The organism is Amycolatopsis sp. NPDC058278 (assembly GCF_042881395.1).
In the GTDB taxonomy this organism is placed as follows: Bacteria; Actinomycetota; Actinomycetes; order Mycobacteriales; family Pseudonocardiaceae; genus Amycolatopsis.
The window spans coordinates 1-3,815 of record NZ_JBHVXZ010000256.1 but is presented as its reverse complement, the minus strand read 5'-3'; the positions used below and the strand labels follow the sequence as shown (position 1 = coordinate 3,815).

The window sequence follows — 3,815 nt, the reverse complement described above, 5'->3', positions numbered from 1 at the left end:
TCGTTGGCTGCGGTGTGGCGTGCGGCCGGGGTGCGGGTTGCGGGTGTGGTGGGGCATTCGCAGGGTGAGGTTGCGGCCGCGTATGTGGCGGGGGCGCTCAGCCTGGCGGATGCGGCCCGGGTGGTGGCCGTGCGCAGCCGCCTGGTGGCGGAGGTGCTCTCCGGCCGCGGCGGCATGGCGTCGGTGTCCCTGCCCGAACGTGACGTACGTGGTGCCCTGCCGCCGGGGGTGACGGTCGCCGCAGTGAACAGCCCGGGCTCGGTGGTGGTTTCCGGTGACGACGCGGCGTTGGACGAACTGCTCGCGAGCTGGTCGGCCGACGGCGTCCGAGCCCGGCGGATCGCGGTGGACTACGCCTCGCATTCGAGGCAGGTGGACAGCCTGGCCGGCCGGCTGCGGGACGAGCTCGCCGGGATCAGCCCGCGGCAGGCGGACGTCGCGTTCTATTCGACGGTGACCGGCGACCAGTTCGACACTTCCGCCCTCGACGCGGACTACTGGTACCGCAACCTGCGTGAACCGGTGCTGTTCAGCCGGGCCGTCAACACCGCCCTCGCGGCCGGACAGGAGGTCTTCGTCGAGTCCTCGCCGCACCCCGTGCTCGTGCCGCGGATCGAGGAGATCGCCGAGGCGGTGGATGCCGAGGTCCTCGTCGTCGCGAGCGTGCGCCGGGACGAAGCCGAAGCACCCCGGCTTCTGGCCTCGCTCAGCCGGGTGTTCGCCGCGGGCGTTCCGGTGGACTGGACGCGCGTGACCGGGGCCGGTGCGGTGGCCGAGCTGCCGACGTACGCCTTCCAGCGCGCGCGGTACTGGCCTGAACTCGTACCGGCCGAGACGGCGGCGGGTGCGCCCACCGACTCCTGGTGGTACCGGGTCGGCTGGGCTCCGGTGCCGGAGGCGCCAGCCAGGCTGACCGGGACTTGGCTGGTCCTGCTCCCCGAGAACACCCGGGCGGAATGGCCGGGCGTTGTCACCGGCAGCCTGGCCGGCCTCGACGTGGACGTCGTCGAGGCGATCGTCGACGGGGCTAGCCGCGAGAAGATCACCGCTCAGGTCCAGGAGGCGCTGGGATCCCGGCTCGGTGCGGTGCACGGTGTCGTCTCGCTGGTCGCGGCCGACGGGCGTTCCGCACTGGCGAAGACGGTCGCGGTCGCACAGGCGTTGGCCGGCGCGGGGGTGCGGGCACCGCTGTGGTGCCTGACCACGGGCGCCGTCGCCGTCACGACGGCGGAGCCGGTTCCGAATCCCGACCACGCCCTTCTCTGGGGCCTGGGCCGGGTTGCCGCGCAGGAATGGCCCGACGGCTGGGGTGGCCTCGTCGACCTGCCCGTCGAAATCGACGCCAAGACTCTCCGGTCGCTGATCCATGCCTTGTCGGGGCAGACGGGAGAGGACCAGCTCGCCGTTCGCCCGGCCGGTCTCTTCGGCGCGCGCCTGCGCCGCGCGCCACGGCCGTCCCAGGGCCGTGCCTGGGAACCCCGGGGGACCGTGCTCGTCACCGGCGCGGCCGGTGCTCATGGCGAACGGGTGGTTCGCTGGCTTGCCGCCGGTGGTGCCCGGCACGTGGTGCTCACCGGCGTCACCGATTGCGCCGCCGAACTGCGTCGTGAGCTCACCGCACTCGGCGTCGGAGTCACCGCGACCGAATGCGACCTCGCCGACCGGGTGGCCGTGGCCCGGCTCCTGGGCGGCCTGCCCGGCGACCTCACCGCCGTCGTGCACACCGACGGAGTACTCGACGACGCACTCCTCCACACCTTGACACCGGACCAGGTCGAGGCCGTCTTGCGGCCCAAGGTCGACGGGGCGCGGAACCTGCACGAGCTGACCGAGGACCGGGACCTCGAAGCGTTCGTGTTGTTCTCCTCGGCCGCGGCTGTGCTCGGCAACCCGGGTCAGGCGAACTATGCGCCGGGAAACGCCTACCTGGACGCCTTGGCCGCGCATCGGCGTGGTCGTGGGCTGCCCGCGACCTCGGTGGCGTGGGGCCATTGGGCGGGAGTCGGCCCCGCGGGCGGGCCGGACGATCTCAAACGCCAGGTGGCCCCCGATCTGGATCCGGAACTGGCCCTCACCGCACTCGGACCGGCTGTCGGGGGAGATGAGCCGGCGCCCCTCGTCGTCGACATCGACTGGACGCGGATCGGTGGGATGGCCGGGGCGACCCGGTTGTTCGACCTGATTCCGGATCTGCGCCGAACCGCGCAGGACATCGGCGAGATCTCCTTCGCCGATCGGCTCGGCCGACTGTCGCGCACCGAGCAGCGGCAGGCGGTGGTTGACCTCGTCCGCGCTCAAGCGGCGGTCGTACTGGGACACCCGTCGGGGGAGAGCGTCGAGCCTGGGAGCGCGTTCAAGGAAATCGGCTTCGACTCGGTGCGGGCCGTGGAACTGCGCAACCGGCTGGCCGCGGCCACCGGGTTGAAGCTCCCGGCCACGCTGGTCTTCGACCACCCTTCGGCGGCCGAGCTGGCCGCCCACCTGGCCGCGCAGCTGATCGGTCCGGACGGTCCGGACCGGTTGTACGCGGCGGTCGACGCGCTCGCCCGTGACGTGCTCGATCCGGCGCTCGATCAGGAGACCAGGAACCGGCTGCGCAGGAGGCTGGAGGGCGTGCTCGGGCAGCTGCGCTCCACTCGTACGGGCGGCGAGGCAGCCGACGAGGAAACAGTGCGGAACGCCGACGACGACGAGCTGATCGCGTTGGTCACCAAGGAACTGGGGACACGATGAGCGGCACGGGCGAGGAAACCCTCCGGTACTACCTGAAAGAGGCCACCGCCGACCTGATCAACGCCAACCGCCGCCTGCGCGAGTTCGAGAAGCGCGACCACGAGCCGGTGGCGATCATCGGTTTGGGCTGCCGACTACCGGGCGGGCTGAGCAATCCGGACGAGCTGTGGCGGCTGCTGTCCGCGGGCGGCGATGCGGTTTCCGAGTTCCCGAAGGACCGAGGCTGGGATCTGTCCGCTCTGTACGATTCCACCCCGGGCGGAGCCGGCACGACCTACGTCCGCGAGGGCGGGTTCCTCCATGACGCCGGCGACTTCGACGCCGGCTTCTTCGGGATTTCCCCGCGGGAGGCCACTGCGATGGATCCGCAGCAGCGACTGCTGCTGGAGACTTCGTGGGAAACCCTGGAACGGGCGGGAATCAGGCCGTCTTCGCTGCGTGGAAGCAGCACCGGGGTGTTCGTCGGCAGCAGCTACCAGGACTACGGCTCGTGGCTCACCGAGGCGCCGGAAGCACTCGCGGGGCTGCTCAGCCTGGGCACCGCGGCCAGCGTCCTGTCCGGGAGGCTCTCGTACACCCTGGGCTTTGAAGGGCCTGCGCTGACAGTGGACACAGCGTGTTCGTCCTCCCTGGTGGCGCTGCACCTGGCGGTTCGGTCCCTGCGGGCCGGTGAATGCGACCTCGCGCTGGCCGGCGGGGTCACGGTGATGTCCACCCCGGCCACGTTGATGGAGTTTTCCCGTCAGCGTGGGCTGGCCCCGGATGCCCGGTGCAAGGCGTTCGGTGACGCCGCCGACGGCACCGGGCTGTCCGAAGGGGTGGCGCTGCTGCTCGTCGAGCGGTTGTCCGACGCGATCGAGCACGGCCACCGGGTCCTGGCGGTGGTGCGAGGCACAGCGGTGAACTCCGACGGCGCATCGAACGGCCTCTCCGCGCCCAGCGGACCGGCTCAGCAACAGGTGATCAGGGAAGCGCTCCGGGACGCGCGCCTGTCGGCGTCCGATGTGGATGTTGTGGAGGCGCATGGGACGGGGACTCGGTTGGGTGATCCGATTGAGGCGCAGGCGGTTTTGGCGACGTAT

2 protein-coding genes are annotated in these 3,815 nt (G+C 71.4%); both read left to right on the top strand.

Annotation, left to right across the window (positions count from 1 at the left end; translation table 11 throughout):
* Positions 1–2,733, top strand: a 2,733-nt coding sequence (locus ACFVYA_RS49685) for an SDR family NAD(P)-dependent oxidoreductase (RefSeq protein WP_387055634.1), incomplete at its 5' end; no start/stop codon positions are given.
* Positions 2,730–3,815, top strand: a 1,086-nt coding sequence (locus ACFVYA_RS49680) for a beta-ketoacyl synthase N-terminal-like domain-containing protein (protein ID WP_387055632.1), incomplete at its 3' end; no start/stop codon positions are given. The genes ACFVYA_RS49685 and ACFVYA_RS49680, both read left to right, overlap by 4 nt.